Raw genomic sequence first — 1,243 nt, 5'->3', positions numbered from 1 at the left:
TCTCTATATAGCTCTTACCAGTTTGGTTTATCTTACCAAACTCTTTTATATATGCAACAACTGGGTAAAGCAAGATAACCATAGAGATTAAGCCTGCGATTAAAGCTGTAAATATTATGGGGGTATTTATTACATCTAATTGCATTTTTAGTTTCCTGGACGATATTCGTATATAAAGCTCTCAGCATTAAATTTGCTCTGATTTATTTCTAGTATTGCAAAAACACCTTGTGCATCTTTGCCAATCTTTTTAATCTTAATATATGGATATAAATTTTCACCTTCTACAACAATGATCTCTTCACCCTTAACAGTTTTTACCACTGCGTCATCAAAGAAATTTAATTTTGCATATTTACTAAAAGGATAGAATTTTTCTATTCTATATGTTACTGGTGTGCCTATGCTTTCTACTATAAACTTTATAGACAAGAAGTCGCTTTTGTTCTTAGGGATAGTAAAAGAGATGTTAGAAATTTTTGCATCAGTGCCAGCTATCCTATATTGGTTTTGCGCTTCTTGTTTGAAATTATTAGCAATTACTGAAGGCACTTCAGCGTCCAAGATAAACTGCATTTCTTGTTCATTGTTAAAAAAAGATGCGGTTCTACGTTTCCAACTAAGCTCGTCTTGACTAAGATCTTTTTCACTGCTAGCACTAGAGCTATTATTACCCATATCCTTTTGAATATTTGCTACTATTTGCTCTTTTTGCTTATCAAGAGCTTCTTGCCCATCACTAGAAGATTTATCGTTGATCTCATTTTTAGGATAGTCCTCTGGTATATTCTTTGAAATCCCAGTTTCACTAGCTTCAGTGCTACTTTTTCTAACTGGTAGTTCATCAGAAGAAGCTTTTTCTTGGGTTTGTGGAGTTTGTTGTGCTTGTTGTGGTTTTTGCTCTTGCTCTTGATTTTCTTCAACTGAATTTAATTTCATTTGTGCAAAGATACCAAATGCAATAACAGCAATAATCACTATCCATAGTGTTTTTCCGCCTTTTTTCTTTTTCTTTTTAGTCTACTTTAGTTTTTATCACTGAGACTACATTTCTCTTCTCCTCTGTCTCGCCTTTTTACATCACTACTTCCTTTTTCCCTCAGTCCCTACCTCTTTAACCCTTGTACTCTAGTTCTTTTTGCACTTCTGCCATTATCAATTCTTCCATCCTCAACCTTCTTCCTTCCGCACCTTTCCTTTACGCATTTTTTATCTCTTTTCTTCTCCTTTTCTCTTTTTTTGT

Annotated in this window: 1 protein-coding gene; it reads right to left on the bottom strand. The window is 34.0% G+C overall.

What is annotated here, in order from left to right; genetic code table 11:
- Positions 1–147 precede the first annotated feature (147 nt).
- Positions 148–939 carry a hypothetical protein gene (locus CYP28_RS01945; RefSeq protein ID WP_141090904.1) on the bottom strand — a complete coding sequence of 264 codons (792 nt, stop codon included), beginning with the start codon at positions 937–939 and terminating at the stop codon, positions 148–150.
- Between the last annotated feature and the right edge of the window lie 304 nt (positions 940–1,243).

It is taken from the genome of Campylobacter concisus (genome assembly GCF_002914195.1).
Taxonomy (GTDB): Bacteria; Campylobacterota; Campylobacteria; order Campylobacterales; family Campylobacteraceae; genus Campylobacter_A; species Campylobacter_A concisus_M.
The sequence above is the reverse complement of the archived record's forward strand: the minus strand, read 5'-3'. Positions and strand labels throughout refer to the sequence as shown.